Source organism: Amycolatopsis sp. NPDC051758 (genome assembly GCF_044453095.1).
In the GTDB taxonomy this organism is placed as follows: domain Bacteria; phylum Actinomycetota; class Actinomycetes; order Mycobacteriales; family Pseudonocardiaceae; genus Amycolatopsis.
In genome coordinates this window covers 793,340-810,440 of the sequence record NZ_JBITCJ010000001.1, presented here as the reverse complement: position 1 = coordinate 810,440, position 17,101 = coordinate 793,340, and the positions used below count along the sequence as shown (strand labels likewise).

16 protein-coding genes are annotated in these 17,101 nt (G+C 71.8%); 9 read left to right on the top strand and 7 right to left on the bottom strand.

Annotated features, from left to right (window positions below; all coding sequences use genetic code 11):
- Nucleotides 1-31 precede the first annotated feature (31 nt).
- The 6 genes from ACIA5G_RS04280 to ACIA5G_RS04255 all read left to right on the top strand — a co-directional run bounded on the left by ACIA5G_RS04280 (nucleotide 32) and on the right by ACIA5G_RS04255 (nucleotide 6,556).
- Nucleotides 32-574: a hypothetical protein gene (locus ACIA5G_RS04280; protein ID WP_395920757.1), complete on the top strand. Its 543-nt coding sequence runs from the start codon at nucleotides 32-34 to the stop codon at nucleotides 572-574.
- On the top strand, nucleotides 571-1,665 hold the full coding sequence (locus tag ACIA5G_RS04275; RefSeq protein WP_395920756.1) for a peptidoglycan-binding protein: 1,095 nt from the start codon (nucleotides 571-573) through the stop codon (nucleotides 1,663-1,665). Before ACIA5G_RS04280 ends, ACIA5G_RS04275 begins: the two co-directional genes overlap by 4 nt.
- Nucleotides 1,662-2,348 carry an ABC transporter ATP-binding protein gene (locus ACIA5G_RS04270; protein WP_395920755.1) on the top strand — a complete coding sequence of 229 codons (687 nt, stop codon included), beginning with the start codon at nucleotides 1,662-1,664 and terminating at the stop codon, nucleotides 2,346-2,348. The genes ACIA5G_RS04275 and ACIA5G_RS04270 overlap by 4 nt, the downstream gene beginning before the upstream one ends.
- Nucleotides 2,345-3,550, top strand: a complete 1,206-nt coding sequence (locus tag ACIA5G_RS04265; RefSeq protein WP_395920754.1) for an ABC transporter permease — start codon at nucleotides 2,345-2,347, stop codon at nucleotides 3,548-3,550. Before ACIA5G_RS04270 ends, ACIA5G_RS04265 begins: the two co-directional genes overlap by 4 nt.
- 185 nt (nucleotides 3,551-3,735) lie before the next feature.
- Nucleotides 3,736-5,262 (top strand): amidohydrolase family protein, encoded by a 1,527-nt coding sequence (locus tag ACIA5G_RS04260; RefSeq protein ID WP_395920753.1) that lies wholly within the window; start codon nucleotides 3,736-3,738, stop codon nucleotides 5,260-5,262.
- A 49-nt stretch (nucleotides 5,263-5,311) separates the two neighbouring features.
- Nucleotides 5,312-6,556, top strand: coding sequence for a glycosyltransferase 87 family protein (locus tag ACIA5G_RS04255; protein ID WP_395920752.1), 1,245 nt, complete (start codon nucleotides 5,312-5,314; stop codon nucleotides 6,554-6,556).
- A gap of 1 nt (nucleotide 6,557) precedes the next feature.
- Here the strand turns inward: ACIA5G_RS04255 and serC are convergent, their stop codons facing one another.
- Complete coding sequence (gene serC, locus ACIA5G_RS04250; protein ID WP_395920751.1) at nucleotides 6,558-7,685, bottom strand: phosphoserine transaminase; 1,128 nt, start codon at nucleotides 7,683-7,685, stop codon at nucleotides 6,558-6,560.
- A gap of 164 nt (nucleotides 7,686-7,849) precedes the next feature.
- Between serC and ACIA5G_RS04245 the strand changes: the two genes are divergently transcribed.
- A complete protein-coding gene (locus ACIA5G_RS04245) occupies nucleotides 7,850-8,167 on the top strand; it encodes a hypothetical protein (RefSeq protein ID WP_395920750.1) in 318 nt (105 codons plus the stop codon).
- A gap of 49 nt (nucleotides 8,168-8,216) precedes the next feature.
- Here ACIA5G_RS04245 and ACIA5G_RS04240 read toward each other — a convergent pair whose 3' ends face one another.
- The 5 genes from ACIA5G_RS04240 to ACIA5G_RS04220 all read right to left on the bottom strand — a co-directional run bounded on the left by ACIA5G_RS04240 (nucleotide 8,217) and on the right by ACIA5G_RS04220 (nucleotide 13,197).
- Nucleotides 8,217-9,557, bottom strand: coding sequence for a serine hydrolase domain-containing protein (locus ACIA5G_RS04240; protein WP_395920749.1), 1,341 nt, complete (start codon nucleotides 9,555-9,557; stop codon nucleotides 8,217-8,219).
- Between the two features lie 223 nt (nucleotides 9,558-9,780).
- Entirely contained in the window at nucleotides 9,781-10,401 is a 621-nt protein-coding gene (locus tag ACIA5G_RS04235) for a response regulator (protein ID WP_395920748.1), read from the bottom strand.
- On the bottom strand, nucleotides 10,398-11,555 hold the full coding sequence (locus tag ACIA5G_RS04230; RefSeq protein WP_395920747.1) for a sensor histidine kinase: 1,158 nt from the start codon (nucleotides 11,553-11,555) through the stop codon (nucleotides 10,398-10,400). Before ACIA5G_RS04230 ends, ACIA5G_RS04235 begins: the two co-directional genes overlap by 4 nt.
- Nucleotides 11,552-12,361: an ABC transporter permease gene (locus tag ACIA5G_RS04225; RefSeq protein ID WP_395920746.1), complete on the bottom strand. Its 810-nt coding sequence runs from the start codon at nucleotides 12,359-12,361 to the stop codon at nucleotides 11,552-11,554. The genes ACIA5G_RS04230 and ACIA5G_RS04225 overlap by 4 nt, the downstream gene beginning before the upstream one ends.
- Nucleotides 12,358-13,197 carry an ABC transporter ATP-binding protein gene (locus tag ACIA5G_RS04220; protein ID WP_395920745.1) on the bottom strand — a complete coding sequence of 280 codons (840 nt, stop codon included), beginning with the start codon at nucleotides 13,195-13,197 and terminating at the stop codon, nucleotides 12,358-12,360. Before ACIA5G_RS04220 ends, ACIA5G_RS04225 begins: the two co-directional genes overlap by 4 nt.
- 243 nt (nucleotides 13,198-13,440) lie before the next feature.
- On the opposite strand from ACIA5G_RS04220, the gene ACIA5G_RS04215 reads away from it, so the two are divergent.
- Nucleotides 13,441-15,135, top strand: coding sequence for an SDR family oxidoreductase (locus ACIA5G_RS04215; RefSeq protein WP_395921876.1), 1,695 nt, complete (start codon nucleotides 13,441-13,443; stop codon nucleotides 15,133-15,135).
- A gap of 14 nt (nucleotides 15,136-15,149) precedes the next feature.
- Nucleotides 15,150-15,752, top strand: a complete 603-nt coding sequence (locus ACIA5G_RS04210; protein WP_395921874.1) for a TetR/AcrR family transcriptional regulator — start codon at nucleotides 15,150-15,152, stop codon at nucleotides 15,750-15,752.
- A gap of 4 nt (nucleotides 15,753-15,756) precedes the next feature.
- Here ACIA5G_RS04210 and ACIA5G_RS04205 read toward each other — a convergent pair whose 3' ends face one another.
- Entirely contained in the window at nucleotides 15,757-16,905 is a 1,149-nt protein-coding gene (locus ACIA5G_RS04205; protein WP_395920744.1) for a citrate synthase 2, read from the bottom strand.
- Nucleotides 16,906-17,101: the final 196 nt, after the last annotated feature.

The window sequence follows — 17,101 nt, the reverse complement described above, 5'->3', positions numbered from 1 at the left end:
CTGGCACCCATCCGGACGAAAGGAGCGAGCCATGCGGACACGGATCGCCGTCGCGGCGCTCGGGGCGGCCCTGCTGCTCGGGGGCTGCGGCGCGAAGGCGGACGACGGTGACAAGGTCGCCTCGATCTCGACACCGCCGCAGTCGGGCGGGCCCACCGCGGCCGACACCAGCGGCAAGAGCGACGAGGACAAGATGCGCGACTTCGCCAAGTGCATGCGCGAGCACGGCGTCGACATGCCCGACCCGAAGCCCGCGGGCGACGGCGGCGGCATGGCGATCACGCTGGGCGGGGACGAGAAGGATCGCTCGAAGCTCGACGCCGCGCAGAACGCGTGCAAGCACCTCATGCCCAACGGCGGGGAGATGAAGCCGCCGAGCGCCGAAGAGCTCGACAAGATGCGCAAGCAGGCCAAGTGCATGCGGGAGCACGGTGTCGACATGCCCGACCCCGATCCCACCGGCAAGGGCGCCACGCGGATCGGCGGCGAGGGCGAGGACCCGAAGAAGGTCGAAGAGGCCGCGAAGGCGTGCGGCATGGGCATGAGCGTCCACTCCGAGGCGGCCGGCCAATGAGCGAAGTGGCCCACCTCAAGGCCCGCCGCCGCGGGCGCACCCGATGGTTCGTCGCCGGCGCGGTGATCGTCGTGGTGCTGGGCACCAGCTCCGTCGTGATCTTGACGCGGGTTTCGGACGCGACCACCGTGCAGGAGGCCGCACCGCCGCCGGTCGAGACGGCGGAGGTGGCCAAGACCGACCTGAGTGAAGAGGAGGAAGCCGACGGCACCCTCGGGTACGGCGAGGAGTCGAGCGTCCAGGGCCGCAAGCCCGGCACGATCACTTCGCTGCCCGACGCCGGCGCCACCCTGACCCGCTGCAAGCCGGTGTACGGAGTGGACGCGAAGCCGGTGCCGCTCTTCTACGGCACGCTGCCGTTCTACCGCGACCTCGCCGCGGGCGCCGACGACGGCGCGGACGTCAAGCAGCTGGAGGAGAACCTCAAGGCGTGCGGGTACGGCGGGTTCGGCACGCCGGACAAGAAGTTCACGTCGGCGACGGCGGCCGCGCTGAAGAAGTGGCAGAAGGCGCTGGGGCTGGAGCAGACCGGCGCGTTCGGCCAGGGTGACGTCGTGCTCGCGGCGGGCGAGCTCCGGGTGTCGGCGCTGTCGGCCAAGCTCGGCTCGCCGGCGCAGGGTGACGTGCTCAAGACGACCGGCACCGTCCGCTCGGTGCAGGTGAAGCTCGACGCGGCGAAGCAGGAACTCGCCCAGCAGGGCGCTAAGGCGTCCGTGACGATCAACGGGAAGACGACGCCGGGCACGATCACCGACGTCGGCAAGTCCGCGGTCGAGGGCAAGGACGCCATGGGCCAGGACGACGGCAAGCCCAAGATCACCGTGAGCGTCCGGCTCGACGACCCCGCGGCGGGCGGCACGCTCGACTCGTCGCCGGCGACCGTCCGGTTCACCAAGGACGTCCACTCCGGCGTGCTCGCGGTCCCGGTCGGCGCGCTGGTCGCGCTCGCCGAAGGCGGTTACGCCGTCGAGGTCGACGAGAACGGCAAGCGCCGGCTGATCGCCGTCCAAACGGGACTGTTCAGCGGTGGCAAGGTCGAGATCACCGGCAACGGCCTGACCGAGGGCATGCGGGTGGTGACGACGTCGTGACACCCGTGCTGCGCGTCGACGAGGTGACGCGCACCTACCCCGGCGGGGTCGCCGCGCTCGACGGCGTCTCGCTCTCGCTCGAGGACGGCGAGATGGTGGCGATCGTCGGGCCGTCCGGGTCCGGGAAGTCGACCCTGCTGCACCTGATGGGCACCCTCGACCGGCCGTCGGCGGGCCGGGTGGAGCTGCGCGGCCACGACGTCGCCGCGCTGTCGGACCGGAAGGTCTCCGCGCTGCGGTCACGCTGGATCGGGTTCGTGTTCCAGCAGTTCTTCCTCGACGAAGGGATGAGTGCGGTGGACAACGTCTGCACCGGCCTGCTCTACGCGGGCGTGCCGCGGCGACGGCGGCGCGGGCGGGCGCTGGTGGCGCTCGAACGCGTCGGGCTGGGACACCGGGCGTGGCACCGGCCCGGTGAGCTCTCCGGCGGGGAACGCCAGCGTGTCGCGATCGCCCGGGCGGTGGTCAACAACCCGGCGATCCTGCTGGCCGACGAGCCGACCGGCAACCTCGACACCGGCACCGGCGCGGCCGTGCTCTCGCTGCTCGGCGAGCTGTCCGCGGACGGCACCACGATCGTCGTGATCACCCACGACCGGGAGATCGCCGCGGGCATGCCACGCCGGATCGAGCTGCTCGACGGGCGCCTGCGGCTGGACACCGGCCTGGTGGGTGCGCGATGACGCTGGTGACACTGCCGGAACCCGCCCGGCTCAAACCACCGGACGTCGTTGCGCTCGGTGCGCACGGCATGCGCACGCGGCCGGTGCGCGCGGTGCTTTCCGCGCTGGGCATCGCGATCGGCGTCGCGGCGATGGTCGCGGTGCTGGCGATCCCGGCGTCCGGCGCGCAGGCCCTGCACGACAAGCTCGCGGCGCTCGGCACCAACCTGCTCTCCGCCGGGCCGGGGCAGACGCTCTTCGGGGACGACGCGACGCTGCCCGACGACGCCGTCCCGATGGCCAAGCGGATCGGGCCGGTGCAGGCGGCCAGCGGCACCGGGACGACGTCGGCGAGCGTGCGGCGCAGCGACAAGATCCCGGCGGACGAAACCTCCGGGCTCGCCGTGTTCGCGGCACGGCCGGACCTGCTGGGTGTGCTCGGCGGGAAGGTCCGGGCCGGGGCGTTTCTGGCGGCGGGCAACCAGAACTACCCGGTGACGGTGCTCGGGTCCCAGGCCGCGGCCCGGCTCGGCATCGACCACATCGACCCGGCGCGGCCGCCGCAGGTGCTGATCGGGTCGCAGTGGTTCACCGTCGTCGGGATCCTCTCGCCGATGCCGCTCGCGCCGGAGGTCGAGCGGTCGGCGCTGGTCGGCTGGGACGTCGCGAAGCGGCTGCTGGGTTTCGACGGCCACCCGTCCACTGTGTACGTCCGCGCCGAGGAGTCCCAGGTGGACAGTGTGCGGTCGGTGCTGGGCGCGACGCTGAACCCGCAGGCGCCGAACGAGGTCGAGGTGCGCCGCCCGTCGGACGCGCTCGCCGCGCAGAAGCTGACGGACACGACGTACAGCGCGCTGTTCCTCGGTCTCGGCGGGGTCGCGCTGCTCGTCGGCGGGGTCGGGGTGGCGAACACGATGGTCATCTCGGTGCTGGAACGCCGGCGCGAGATCGGCTTGCGCCGCGCGCTCGGGGCCACGAAACGCCAGGTCCGCGGGCAGTTCCTGGCCGAATCGGTGCTGCTGTCCGGGCTCGGCGGCCTCGCCGGCGTCCTGGCCGGAGTGCTGGTGACGGCGGGGTACGCGCTGAGCCAGGGCTGGCCGGCGGTGCTGCCGTGGGGCGCGCTGGCCGGCGGGGTCGGCGTCGCGGCACTGGTCGGCGCGGTCGCCGGGGCCTACCCGGCGGTCCGGGCGGCGCGGCTCGCACCCACCCAGGCGCTCGCCTGAGCGAGGGCACTGACTGCCGGGTGACGTAACCGTTGCTGTGGGCCGTTTCGGTCGTGACTGTGGCCGGATCGGTGACACACGGCACAGTGCCGATCACCCGGCAGTCCCGCACTCAGGGAGACTTCTCGTCCGATCAGCCCGCGTTGAATGGGGCGAACGGGGGATTGATCGAGAGGCGGGCAACTGTGGTGCGAGTCGAGGCGAACCGGCGTGACTTCCTGCGGTGGCTCGCCGCGGCGGGCGCGGGGCTGGCCGCCGCGGGCATCGCCCCGGCGGCCTTCGCGCAGGAGGCCGCGGCGGCCGGCACCGAGGTCGTGGTGGTGCTCGGGGCGACCGTCGTCGACGGCACGGACGGCCCGGCCCGGCCGGGCTCCGCGGTTGTGCTGGTCGGCGACCGGATCGCCTGGGTCGGCCCGGCCGCCGAGCTGCCGGGCCTGCCCGGCGCCCGGGTCGTCGACGGCCGCGGCCGCCACCTCGTCCCCGGCCTGTGGGACATGCACGCCCACGGCATCGACTACGAGGACCTGTGGCCGCCGCTGTTCCTGGCCAACGGTGTCACCGGCATCCGGGAGATGCAGGGGTACGCCGAGAACCGCGCGACTCGCGACAAGATCACCCGCGGCGAGCTGCTCGGCCCGCGGGTCGTGCTGGCCAGCGCGGTCCTCGACGGCCCCGAGTCGCTGCTCGGCCCGCCGGTCCAGCTGGTCAGGAACGCGCAGGAGGGGCGGGCGGCGGTCCGGACCGCCGTCGCCCAGGGGGCGGACTTCGTCAAGGTGTACTTCTACCTGCCGCCCGACGCCTTCGCCGCGATCGCCGACGAGTGCCGGCGCTCCGGCGTGCCGTTCGGCGGGCACTGGCCGTACCGGATCCGCCAGCTCGACGCCGCCCGCGCCGGGCAGCGCAGCTTCGAGCACCTCTTCGGCCTCTCGATCGCGACGTCGAGCCGCCGGGACGAGTTCCTGGCCCGGCTCGACGCGACGCCGTTCGACCTGAACGCCAAGCGCGACTTCTTCAACCTCGCCCGCGAACTCGACCGGCAGGCGGCCCAGGCCTACGACCCGGTGACTGCGGGCCGCCACTTCGCGGGGCTGAAGGCAGCGAACAGCTGGCTGAGCCCGACGCTGGTGGTCAACCGCGTGATCTCCCGCCCGGCCGGCGTCCACGCGGACGACCCGCGGCTCAAGTACGTCTCACCGGACATCCGCGCCTACTGGGCCGACCGGCTGCCGATGTTCACCCCGGTCACGCCGGAACAGGTCGCCCAGCAGCAGGCCTACTTCGAGGCCCAGGTGGAGCTGACCGGCGCGGCGCACCGGGCCGGCGTCGGGCTCCTGGGCGGCACCGACTGCGAGAACCCGTACGTCTACCCGGGCTTCAGCCTGCACGACGAGCTGGACCTCCTGGTCCAGGCCGGGCTGACCCCGCGCCGCGCGCTGCAGTCGGTGACCCGCGACGCGGCCGTGTTCCTCGGGCGCGCGGGCACCGCCGGGACGATCACCCCCGGCAAGGTCGCCGACCTGGTGCTGCTCGACGCCGACCCGCTCGCCGACATCGGTGCGGTGCGCCGGATCAACACCGTCGTCACCGCCGGGCGCGTCCTCGAACGGGGCACGCTGGACCGGATGCTGGCGGACGTCGAGACCGCGGCGAACCGGCCGGCCGTCTCGGCGAACGCCAGGTCAAGGCGGTTGCCGGTGCGCGGCTGCTGCTGAGCGCCCGGTAATCTCGGCCGGTCTGAGGCCTGGCTGAGGGGGAAAGCACGTGTCGGTGGCTGGGTGGTCGGGGCGGAAGCTGGCGGGGGCGCTGGTCGTGCTCGAGATCGCGGCCGTCGTGCTGGTGCTCCTGCTGAAGCGGTTCGACGGCCTCGACCTGGAGGTCTACCTGGGTGGCGCGAAGGCCCTGGCCGGCCAGGGCTCGCCGTACGACGCCTGGGTGCCGACCACGCACCAGATCCTGCTGCCGTTCACCTACACGCCGTTCGCCGCGGCGGTGTTCCTGCCCGGCACGCTGCTGCCGTTCGCGGTGACGATGAAGCTGGTCAGCATCGCGTCGATCATCGCGACCGGCGTGGTCGCGTACCTCTACGTCGCGACGCTCAACGGCTCGCTGACCGACTCGTCGAAGGTCCACGGCCGGGCGGTGGCCGCGCTGGTCGCCATCGGCGCACAGCTCGCCGGGGCCCTGCTGGAGCCGGTGCGCTCGACGCTCGGCTTCGGCCAGATCAACGCGCTGCTCATGGTGCTGGTGGTGCTCGACGTCCTGCTGCCCGGGCAGCGCGGGCGGACGAAGGGCCTGCTCATCGGCGTCGCCGCGGCCATCAAGCTGACCCCCGCGGTGTTCGTCGTGTACTTCCTGTTCCGCCGCGACTTCAAGTCGGCCGCGCGGGTCGTCCTCGGGTTCGTGGCGGCGGGGGCGCTGCTGTGGCTGGTCCGGCCGTCGGCGTCCTTCACGTACTGGACGAAACTCGTCTTCGACGCGGGCCGGATCGGCGGTGTCGACTACGTCGGCAACCAGTCGCTGCGCGGGCTGGTGACGCGGATCGGCCTGCCGGAGACCACTGGGAACGTCGTCTGGCTGCTGGCCGCGCTCGCCGTGATGGCCCTGGTCGCGGTGGTCATCGTGCGGGCGGGCGAGCCGGTGCTCGCGCTGACCGCGTGCGCGCTCGGCGGGCTGCTGGTGTCGCCGATCTCGTGGACCCACCACTGGACGTGGTGCGTGCCGATCCTCGTCCTGGCCGGGTACTACGGCGTCCGGGCCTGGCGGAGCGACCGCGTCGTGATGTGGTGGTCCGGCGCCGTCGTCGTGGCCGGGCTGGCGTTGTTCATCTGGGGTCCGATGTGGTTCGCGCCGCGCCCGGCGTCGTCCGTGGGCTGGTGGCTCGCGACGGAGGCCTACGCACTCTTCGGCCTGGCCCTGCTGGTCCTCGCGGCGCTCGCCGCCCGTCGCCTGAACAAAGCGAAGGCCGCGCCGAGGGAGTCCCTCGACGCGGCCCTCACGGACGTCTAGATCAGCTGCCCAGCCGCTCGACGACGTACTCGATGCTCTGCGTGAGCTTCGTGATGTCGTCCGGGTGGATGGCCGGGAACAGGCCGACGCGCAGCTGGTTGCGGCCCAGCTTGCGGTACGGCTCGGTGTCGACGATCCCGTTGGCGCGCAGCACCTTCGCCACCGCGGCGGCGTCGACCTCGTCGGCGAAGTCCACCGTGCCGACGACCTGCGAGCGCAGCTCCGGGTCCTTCACGAACGGCGTGGTGTAGCTCGTCTTCTCGGCCCACTCGTACAGCCGCGACGACGAGTCTTTCGTGCGCGCGGTCGTCCACTCGAGGCCGCCCTGGCCGTTCATCCACTCGATCTGCTCGGCGAGCAGGAAGAGCGTCGCGACGGCCGGGGTGTTGTACGTCTGGTCCTTCCGGGAGTTGTCCAGCGCGGTGGTCAGCGACAGGAACTCCGGGATCCAGCGGTCGCCGCCGCCGATCTCGCCGATCCGCTCGACCGCGGCGGGCGAGGCCAGCGCGATCCACAGCCCGCCGTCCGCGGCGAACGACTTCTGCGGCGCGAAGTAGTAGACGTCGAAGTCCTCGGCCTTGACCGGGAGGCCGCCGGCGCCCGAGGTGGCGTCGATCGCGACGAGCGCGCCGTCGGAGCCTTCGGGGCGGCGCACCGGGACGGCCACCCCGGTGGACGTCTCGTTGTGCGCCCAGCCGACCAGGTCCGCGCCGGCTTCGTAGGCGATCTCGGGCGCGCTGCCCGCGTCGGCCTTGACGACGATCGGGTCGGCCAGGAACGGCGCGCCCTTGGTGACGGAGGCGAACTTCGAGGAGAACTCGCCGTAGGTGAAGTGCTGCGAGCGCTCGCGGACCAGGCCGAACGCGGCCGCGTCCCAGAACGCCGTGGTGCCGCCGTTGCCGAGGAACACCTCGTAGCCCTCGGGCAGGGAGAACAGCTCGGACAGGCCCGCCCGGACGCGCCCGACGAGGGACTTGACCGGCTTCTGCCGGTGCGACGTGCCGAGGTAGGTGGAGCCGGACTCCGCCAGGGCGCTCAGCTGCTCGGCGCGGACCTTCGACGGTCCGCAGCCGAAGCGGCCGTCGGCCGGCTTGAGGTCTGCGGGGATGGTCAACTCAGCGTCGGTCATGGCGCCAGTCTCTCAGGTCGGGACGCGGCTGGTGAAGGCGGTGCTGGACTGCCCGGTATGTGGAATAGCGGCTGTTCCGAGCAGTGGGACTACGCCGGGTGAGCCCCGCGATGACCGTAAAAACACGGTTACCGGGGAGCCGTGCGGCCGGTAGGTTCACCGCCGTGACGACTGTGCAGCTGAGTTATCCGGCGCCGCCCCAGGTGCTGTGGAACGCGCTCCCCGCCGGAGTCGCGGTGCTCGGCGGGTCGACCCCGTGGTACGACCGGCAGCAAGGGACCGTGTTCTTCAAGACCGGAGTGACCTTCTTCAGCTGGGGTCAGGTGATCACCGTGCTCGTTTCGCAGGTCGCGGGCGGCTCGATGCTCACGATCACCACCAGCCTGAAGTTCGGCCTCTTCGACTGGGGCGAGGGCAAGCGCCTCGCCAACCGGTTCGCCGCCGCCGTCGCCCACGTGACCGGCACCGCCGCGCTGACCTGAGGGCCCCGCTCACCACCGCGCTGGGGGTGTGAGCGGGGCCCTGCTCGGTTCAGCGCCAGTTTTCGACGCCGCCCGGCACCGGCGCGGCCGGGTCGTACGGCGTGCGGGTGAAGATGAACGTCGCCAGGTCGAGGTGGGTGGCGACGCCGTCGGCGTTCCGGCCCACTTCGAGCGTCTCGCCGGCGTAGTAGCCGTCGAGGCCGACGTAGGTGTCCTTGCCGGTCGCGCGGAAGCGCGAGCTGCGCCCGGCGCCCTCGGCCGGCGCGAGCAGGAGCAGCCCGTCCGCCTGGATGCGCAGGTGGTACGGCGTCGGCCCCCAGTGCCAGAGCCCGGTCAGCGCCAGCAGGTCCGGGTCGACGGGGGACGGCTCCCACTCGGCGGGCAGGCGCGGCTCCAGCTCGTCGGTCGTGGTGATGAGGTCGAGGCAGAGCTGGGTGATGCCGACCCCGGACGTCGAGTTGGTGAGCACCAGCGCGCCGGTCTGCGCGACCGGGTCGACCAGCGTGACGGCGAGGAAGCCGGGCATCGAGCCGGTGTGCCCGGCCAGCCGGCGGCCGCGGTACCGCACCAGCATCAGGCCGAGGCCGAACCCGGTCGTCCAGACGTCGGTGTCGTCGACGGTGACCATGGTCCGCATCTCTTCGATGGTGTCCGGGGCGAGCACCCCGCCGCCGTGGCCGCCGAGGAACGCCGTCCAGCGGCCGAGGTCGGTGGCGGTCGACCACAGCTGCCCGGCCGGCGCCATCGCGCCCGCGTCCGGGCTGGGCTCCGGCAGCAGGACGTCGGCGAAGGGGTGCACGGCGAAACCGTCGGCGTGCGCGCCGACCGGGTGCGGGGTGGTGCGGGGCATCCCGAGCGGGCCGAGGATCTCTTCGTCGAGCACCGACAGCCAGCCCTTGCCGCGGTGGCGCGCGACCAGTTCGCCGAGCACGCCGTAGCCGACGTTCGAGTAGTGGAACCGCGCGCCGGGCCGGTGCTTGGTGGCGCCTTCGGCGAGGCTGCCGGCCAGCGCGTCCCAGTCGGCGCCCGGGGTCCGCTCCCACCACAGGCCGGGTGACTCCGAGGTCAGGCCGGAGGTGTGGGAGAGCAGCTGGGCGACGGTCGCGGCGCCGAACGGCGTGCCCGGGACGTGCTGTTCGAGGGGGTCGTTGAGGTCCAGCAGGCCTTCGTCACGCAGCCGCATGACGGCGGTGGCGACGAGGGTCTTGGTGATCGAGCCCAGCCGGTACTGGGTGTCGGTGCCGGGCTGTGCACCACCGACGCGCCCGCGGCCGCCGGACCAGACGATCTCCCTGTCCCGCACGACGGCGGCGACCAGCGAGGGAGCCCGGCAGGCCGCCTGCTCGTGGGCGATCCGGCGGAGCAGGGCGTGTTCGGTCGACTCAAGCATGCAGGCATTCTGCCGCGCGCCGGCCGGTGCGGCAGGACTCTTCGCCAGACCTCACACCCGCGGTGTGCGCGAACAGGCATAGCGCGTGTCTGGAACGGCATCACGCGTGATTGGCGGGGCATCACGCGTGTCTGGCGGGGCATCGCCGTGATGCCCCTGGGATCACGCTTGATGCCCGCTCAATCACGCGTGATGCCCCTGGAGACACGGGTGATGCCCGGGGTCAGCCGAGCAGGTTGCGGGACATCGCCGTGGTCACCGCGGCCGTCCGGTCGGACACGCCGAGCTTGCCGAACACCCGCAGCAGGTGGGTCTTCACCGTGGCTTCGCTGATGTGCAGCGCCCGCCCGATGTCGGCGTTGGTGCCGCCCTTCGCGACCAGTCGCAGCACCTCGGCCTCGCGGGCCGACAACGGCTGCGGCTCGGGGTTGCGCACCCGGTTGACCAGCTTCCCGGCCACCGACGGCGCCAGCACCGTCTCGCCGCGGGCGGCCGCGCGGATCGCGTTCGCCAGCTCGGTGCGTGACGCGTCCTTGAGCAGGTAGCCCGACGCGCCGGCCTCGACGGCGCGCAGGATGTCGGCGTCCGTTTCGTACGTGGTGAGCACGACGATCCGCCGGCCGGGCTGCTCGCGCAGGATCCGCTTGGTCGCGCCGACGCCGTCGAGCCCGGGCATCCGCAGGTCCATCAGCACGACGTCGGGCCGGGCGACGCGGTCGAGCGCGACGGCTTCGTCCCCGGAGCCCGCTTCGCCGACGACCGTGAGGTCGGCTTCGGCTTCGAGCATCCCGCGGAGCCCTTCGCGGACGACGGGGTGGTCGTCGACGAGCATGATGCGGATCAAGCGGGCACCTCCAGGGTGAGTTCGGTGCCGCTGGAGCCGCTCCGGACGCTCAGTCTGCCACCCACCTGCTCGGCGCGGGAGCGCATGCCGCGCAGCCCGAACCCGTCGGCCTGGTCCGCGTCGAAGCCGGCGCCGTCGTCCCGCACGGACAGCCGGACCGAACCGTCCACAAGGGACAGGTGCACGGCCACCGCGGACGCCGCCGCGTGCCGCCGGACGTTGTTCAACGCCTCCTGCGCGCCGCGCAGCAGGACGACTTCGCTCGGCATCGCAAGCGGGGGCAGCCCGTCGTCCACTTCGTACCGGACGGTCATTCCGGTCTCGTCGGCGAGCCGGTCGGCCTGACGGCGGACGGCGTCCACGAGCGACCCCGAGGTGAGGTCGGCCGGGGCCAGCGCGGCGACCATCGCGCGGGCCTCGGTGAGGTTGTCCCGCGCGGTGCGGGCGGCCAGCTCCGCGTGCCGCCGCGCCGCCGCCGGGTCGGTGTCCACTTCGGACTCGATGGCCTGGGCGAGGGTGACGATGCTGGTGAAGCCCTGGGCGAGCGTGTCGTGGATTTCGCGGGCGAGCCGCTCCCGCTCGGCCGCCGTGCCCGCCTCCCGGGAGAGCCGGGAGACCTCGGCCCGGCTCGCCTCGAGCTCGTCGATCAGGTCCGCCCGCGCCCGGCTCTCCTCGATGACGTGCAGGATGAACTTGCCCGACAGCACGCCGAACACCACGAGGATCGCGGTCATCGGCAGCAGGATGTGCAGCACCGGGCCCTCGAGCCCGTCGTTCACGATCGACGACGCCGGCGACATCAGGATCGCCACCGTGGTGAGCACCGCCGCCGGGCGGAAGTTGAGTGTCGAGAACAGCAGCGGGCACACCATGAACAGGATGAAGCTGGCCGTCGTGTTGGCGAGCAGCGCGACCGCGACCAGGACGACGACGAGCACGGCCAGCGTCCACCGCTGCGCCAGGTGCCCGTCGTCCCGCACGACCCGGCGGCCCCACAGGAGGTAGGTCAGCGCGAGGGCGGTGAGCGCCCCGACGGCGACCACCGTCCGCACCGGATCGGTTTCGTCCAGCACCACCAGCGCGGTCGTGGCCGCGTAGGCCACCGCGAAGAGGATCTCCCAGAGCCAGTTGAACCGGTCCCAGGCGTCACTCACTTCGCGTCGGTCCACCGGAAGGTCGCCCGCGCCAGCACCGCGCCCACCACGCACCAGATCCCCAGCACCAACGCCACCCGCGGCAGTTCCCATGAGCCGGCCATCTCCATTCCCACCGCGCCGTCCGGCAGGAACACCGACCGGAAGCCCTGGCAGATCCATTTGAGCGGGAAGAACGACGCGATGTCCACCATGATCTTCGGCAGGTTCGTGATCGGCGTGACGAACACGCCGGAGATGAACTGCAGCACCAGGTACAACATCTGCACCACGGCGACCGCGCCGGTGGTGGACTTCGCGAGCGAGCTGAGCGCGATCCCGAGCAGGGTGCACGACACGATGCCGAGCACGAACACCCACAGCAGCGTCAGCCACTTCGCCGGGTCGGAAGGCAGTTTCAGCCCGAACAGCAGCACCGCGACCCCGGCCATCAGCACGGTCTGGGCCAGGCTGGACACCGCGACCAGCACCATCTTGCCGACGAAGTAGGACGACGACGGCATCGGCGTGCCGCGCAGGCGTTTGAGCGCACCGGTTTCACGGTCGGCCGAGACGCCGGTGGCGATGCTGTTGAACGACGTCGAGACGATGCCGGAGCCGATCATCCCGGCCGCGAGCAGCTGCCCGGAGGTGACGCCGGCCAGCGCCGTCGGGCCGTCCAGGATGGACCCGAGCAGGATCATCAGCACCGCGGGCAGGGAGAAGGTGAAGACCACCTGCTCCTTGTGCCGGAAGAACTGTCGCAGCTCGCTGCCGCCGCGGGCGAGTCCTAGTTCTAGCGGGCCCGGGAGGGTCTGGGTGGTCATGCTTTTTCTCCGATCAGGTCCAGGTAGACGTCCTCCAGGCTGGGCCTGGTCACGGTGAGGTTGGCGAGCTCCCTGCCCCCAGCGGAGAGCTCGGTGACGAGCTTGGTCGGGTACGCGGTGCGCTCGACGTGCTCCCCGCGTTCGTCGACCCAGCGCACGGTGGCTTCGGCGGCGGCCCGGCCACCCAGGTTCTGCGGGGTGTCCTGCGCGACGATCTCCCCGCGGGCGATCACCGCGACGCGGTCGGCGAGCGCTTCGGCCTCGTCGAGGTAGTGAGTGGTCAGCAGGATGGTGGTGCCCTCGGCGGCCAGGTCGCTGATCAGCGCCCAGAACTGCCGGCGCGCCTCGGGGTCGAAGCCGGTGGTCGGCTCGTCGAGGAAGAGCAGCTCGGGGCGGCCGATGATGCCGAGCGCGACGTCCACCCGGCGCCGCTGCCCGCCGGAGAGCGACTTGATGCGGGACTTGGCCTTCTCGGTGAGCCCGACCTTCTCGATCACCTCCTCGGGATCACGCGGGTCGGGGTAGTACTTCGCGAAGTGCCGCACGGTCTCGGCGACGCTCAGCTCGGCGGCGTCGTTGGCGGTCTGCAGGACGATCCCGATCCGCGACCGCCAGACCCGCCCGGCCTTCCCGGGGTCCTCACCGAGCACGGTGACCTCGCCGTCGGTCCGCTGCCGGTGACCTTCGAGGATCTCGACGGTGGTGGTCTTGCCGGCGCCGTTCGGGCCGAGCAGGGCGAACACCTCACCCCGCGCGATGTCCAGGTCCAGCCCGGCCACCGCGAGGTGACCGGGGTACTGCTTGCGCAGGCCGCGCACGCTCACTGCTGTGGTCATGGCTCAAGCCTGGCGGTCCGGGGCGCCGGATCCGAGCAACGCTCAGCTGAATCCAGCTGTCCACCGATCGGTGGACAGAGTTGTCAGCCGGGACGTTCGCTTGGTTTCCCGTGGAACCATGAAAACGGTGTCATACAAGCAAAAACCGGCCCGATGCATGAACAACATCCGACCGGAAGCCGCCGCGTGGGTGAATCGTACTGTTGACAAGTTGTCTAACATGACAGAATGTCTCACAAGTGGGTGACCGCCAGCGACGGTGTCCGCCTCTCGGTCACCATTGACGGCCGCGAAGACGGGCCGACGGTCGTGCTCGTGCACGGCTATCCCGACAACAGCTCGATGTGGGGCGGGGTGGCCGCCGAGCTGGGCGCAAAACACCGCGTCGTCACCTACGACGTCCGCGGCGCGGGACAGTCGGACAAGCCGCCGGGACGCGCGTCCTACCGGCTGGACCAGCTGGCCGACGACCTCAAGGCGGTCGTCGACGAGGTCCAGCCCCGCGGCAAGGTCCACCTCGTCGCCCACGACTGGGGCTCGATCCAGACGTGGCACGCCGTCACCGGTGAAGACCTGCGCGGCCGGATCGCGTCCTACACGTCGATCTCCGGCCCGAGCCTCGACCACGCCGGCGCGTGGTTCCGCGCGCAGGTCACCCGGCCGACGCCGAAGCGGCTCAAGAACGCGCTCAACCAGTTCCTGCACTCCTGGTACATCCTCGCGTTCCAGCTCCCGCTGATCCCGGGGCTGCTCTGGCGCACCGGCCTGCTGGGCGCCCAGATCGCCCGCATGGAACCCGACGCGGCGAAGCCGAACGTCCAGGACGGCGTCCACGGTCTTGAGCTCTACCGCGCGAACATGTTCACGCGCTTGTCCCGCCCGGTGCCGCGCCCGGCCGACGTCCCGGTGCAGGTCCTCGCCCCGACCGGCGACGCCTACGTCACCACGCCGCTGCAGACCGAGATCGCCGAATGGGTGCCGGACCTGCGGGTCCGCCCGATCGTCGGGACGCACTGGGTGACCCGGGCGCGGCCGGCGGTGGTCGCGGCCGCCGCCGCCGAGCTGATCGAGTACGCCGAAACCGGCGCCGAGAGCCGAGCCCTGAAGAAGTCGCGAGTGGGAGCGAAGAGGTTCGAGCACAAGCTGGTCGTCGTCACCGGCGCCGGCAGCGGGATCGGCCGGGCCACCGCGCTCGCCTTCGCCGCCGAAGGGGCCGACGTCGTCATCACCGACATCGACCCGGCGGCCGCCGCGGAAACACTGAAGCTCTTGGAAGACCACGGCGTCGCGGAGTACACAGTGGACTCCAGTGACGGCGCCGCCGTGCACCGCTTCGCCGAAGACGTCCGCGCGAACCACGGCGTCCCGGACATCGTGGTGAACAACGCCGGGATCGGCATGTCCGGCCCGTTCCTCGACACGTCCGTCGAAGACTGGGAACGCGTCATCGACGTCAACCTCTGGGGTGTGATCCACGGCTGCCGCGCGTTCGCGCCGATGCTCGCCGAACGCGCGGAAGGCGGCCAGATCGTCAATCTCGCGTCGGCCGCCGCCTACCTGCCGTCGAAGATCCTCACGGCCTACGCGACGACGAAGTCCGCGGTGCTGACGTTGAGCGTCTGCCTGCGGGCCGAGCTCGCCGAGCACCACATCGGCGTCACGGCGGTGTGCCCGGGCATCGTGAAGACGAACATCACCAACACGACCACGTTCGTGGGAGTGTCCGAAGAGGAGCAGCGACGGCGTCAGCAGCAGAGCTCGAAGTTGTACGCCCGCCGCGGATTCGGGCCGGAAGGCGTCGCCAAGGACATCCTGCGAGCCGTCGAAAAGGACACCGCGATCGCACCGTCCACTCCGGAGGCCAAGGTCGCGCTGGTCCTTTCGCGACTAACGCCCGGGCTGCTGCGCCAAGCGGCGAAACTGGACCTGACGCCGTGAGCCGGCCGCGGCGGATGTCGCCGCAGGCCCGCCGTGACGACCTGATCCGCGCCGCGCTCGACCTGTTCGGCTCGCGGGCGCCGGAGCTGGTCACCGTGGACGACATCGTCGCGCGCGCCGAGGTGTCACGCCCGTTGTTCTACCGGTACTTCTCGAGCCTGCGTGAGCTCCAGGTCGAGGCGCTGCGCACGGTCACCGACGGGCTCATCGACGGCCTGGCCGGCCTGGAGGAGGGCCCGCCGGAGACGCGGCTGAAGGCGGCCGTCCGTGGCCTGATCGACGTCGCCGACCACTACCGCGCGGGCTACATCGCGTTGCTGCGCAGCGGTTCGGTGATCGCGACGTCCGAAACGGACGCGGCGATCGACGAGGTCCGCAACCGCGCGGTGGCCCTGATCCTGGACGCCCTCGGCGTTGAAGATCCGTCACCGCTGCTGTCACTCACGCTGCGCTGCTGGACCGCGGTGGTCGAGGGGGCGCTGCTGAGCTGGCTGCAGGAGCGCAGCGTCGCGCGTGACGACCTCGACAGCTGGCTGGTCGACCAGCTCACGGCCATGCTCGAGGCCACCGCGAAGCACGAGCCGGCCGGTCCCGTGAAGGCACCAGCCGGCTCGTAGCGGGTCAGTGCTTGGTGACCAGTTCCCAGCCCTCGACGTCCTCGGGCGTGCGCGGCGCCGGGCCGACGTACTTGGCCGACGGCCGCACCAGGCGTCCGGTGCGCTTCTGCTCCAGGATGTGGGCGGCCCAGCCGGCGGTGCGGGCCGAGCTGAACATCGACGGCATCATGTGCGGCGGGACCTGCGCGAAGTCCAGGATGACCGCGGCCCAGAACTCGACGTTCGTCTCGATCGGGTGGTCCGGACGGCGCTCGCGCAGCTCCTTCAGCGCCGCCTGCTCCAGCGCGACGGCCGCCTCGTAGCGGGTCGCGCCGAGCTCCTTGCAGGTCCGGCGCAGCACCCTGGCCCGCGGGTCCTCGGCGCGGTAGACGCGGTGGCCGAAGCCCATCAGGCGTTCCTTGCGGTCGAGGATGCCCTTGACCAGGCCCGCCGGGTCACCGGTGCGTTCGACTTCTTCGATCATCGGCAGCACGCGCGCCGGGGCGCCGCCGTGCAGCGGGCCCGACATGGCGCCGATCGCGCCGGACATGGCCGCCGCGACGTCGGCGCCGGTCGAGGCGATGACGCGGGCGGTGAAGGTCGACGCGTTGAGGCCGTGCTCGGCGGCCGACACCCAGTACGCGTCCAGCGCCTTGACGTGCGCGGGGTCCGGCTCGCCGCGCCAGCGGACCAGGAACCGCTCGGTGATCGAGTGGGCCTCGTCGACGCGGGCCTGCGGGACGGCGGGCTGGCCGATGCCGCGCGCGGACTGCGCGACGTAGGAGAGCGCCATCACCGAGGCGCGGGCCAGCTGCTCACGGGCCTCTTCGTCGGTGATGTCGAGCAGCGGACGGTAACCCCAGATCGGCGCCAGCATGGCCAGCGCGGCCTGGACGTCGACCCGGACGTCACCGGTGTGCACCGGCAGCGGGAAGGGCTCGGCGGGCGGAAGACCGTGGCCGAAGCGGCCGTCGACGAGGAGGCCCCATACGTCGCCGAAGGTCACCTTGCCGGCGAGGTCCTCGATGTCGACGCCGCGGTAGCGCAGCGCACCGCCGTCCCGGTCGGGCTCGGCGATTTCGGTGTGGAAGGCGACAACGCCCTCCAGACCCGGTCGGAAGCCGTCGTCGGGTTCGCCGGACGGCTGAGGCTTGGTGATCGTGGAGGTAGTCACTGTTTCGCGGAACCTTTCGGTGCGCTTTTTCCCCGTCTTGGTGGTGGTGCTCTCGCGGACGGAAATGCGCACGGAACGCGCGCGCCATCGCACGGATGGATAGACCTTGCTCCCTCGATCGCCGAGGGGCAATCGAAAGATGTGGTGGTTTCGGTCACGATTACGAGAACGATTCAGTCACCGAAGCTGTCCAGCA

Excerpts from the sequence above, each read along its gene's own strand:
- ACIA5G_RS04280 (WP_395920757.1), top strand. The coding sequence starts at position 32 with ATGCGGACACGGATCGCCGTCGCGGCGCTCGGGGCGGCCCTGCTGCTC.
- ACIA5G_RS04275 (WP_395920756.1), top strand. The coding sequence starts at position 571 with ATGAGCGAAGTGGCCCACCTCAAGGCCCGCCGCCGCGGGCGCACCCGA.
- ACIA5G_RS04265 (WP_395920754.1), top strand. The coding sequence starts at position 2,345 with ATGACGCTGGTGACACTGCCGGAACCCGCCCGGCTCAAACCACCGGAC.
- serC (WP_395920751.1), bottom strand. The coding sequence starts at position 7,685 with ATGACCGACGCTGAGTTGACCATCCCCGCAGACCTCAAGCCGGCCGAC.
- ACIA5G_RS04240 (WP_395920749.1), bottom strand. The coding sequence starts at position 9,557 with ATGCTTGAGTCGACCGAACACGCCCTGCTCCGCCGGATCGCCCACGAG.
- ACIA5G_RS04225 (WP_395920746.1), bottom strand. The coding sequence starts at position 12,361 with ATGACCACCCAGACCCTCCCGGGCCCGCTAGAACTAGGACTCGCCCGC.
- ACIA5G_RS04220 (WP_395920745.1), bottom strand. The coding sequence starts at position 13,197 with ATGACCACAGCAGTGAGCGTGCGCGGCCTGCGCAAGCAGTACCCCGGT.
- ACIA5G_RS04210 (WP_395921874.1), top strand. The coding sequence starts at position 15,150 with ATGTCGCCGCAGGCCCGCCGTGACGACCTGATCCGCGCCGCGCTCGAC.